This window comes from Bacillus sp. SIMBA_008 (assembly GCF_046535495.1).
Taxonomy (GTDB): domain Bacteria; phylum Bacillota; class Bacilli; order Bacillales; family Bacillaceae; genus Bacillus; species Bacillus subtilis.
This window is the reverse complement of record NZ_JAWRWL010000918.1, coordinates 1-251: the sequence shown is the minus strand read 5'-3', so window position 1 is coordinate 251 and position 251 is coordinate 1. Positions and strand designations below refer to the sequence as shown.

Genomic DNA, 251 nt, shown 5'->3' with positions numbered 1-251 from the left:
GATAAAAGCAATTTTACATGCAATTGCACCGGAAGATATTTCGTTTAAGACACCATTAAAAAATGCATGTATTAGTTATGTGAAAGAAAATAGTGGGAAATGGGATGTTCTGAAATATAATATTGCGGAACATATTAATGTATAAGTATGTGCTGGGATTATACGGAAAATAGTTAGAGTGATATCTTTCTGTTTAGTGAGACACTTCAATTAGTAGTTCTATTCTAAATGTGGTATGATGAATACTCGGA

General features: G+C 31.1%; 1 pseudogene. It reads left to right on the top strand.

The window, feature by feature from the left end:
- Window positions 1–145 (top strand): annotated as a pseudogene (locus SB658_RS26045) (histidine phosphatase family protein); the annotation flags it as partial.
- Between the last annotated feature and the right edge of the window lie 106 nt (window positions 146–251).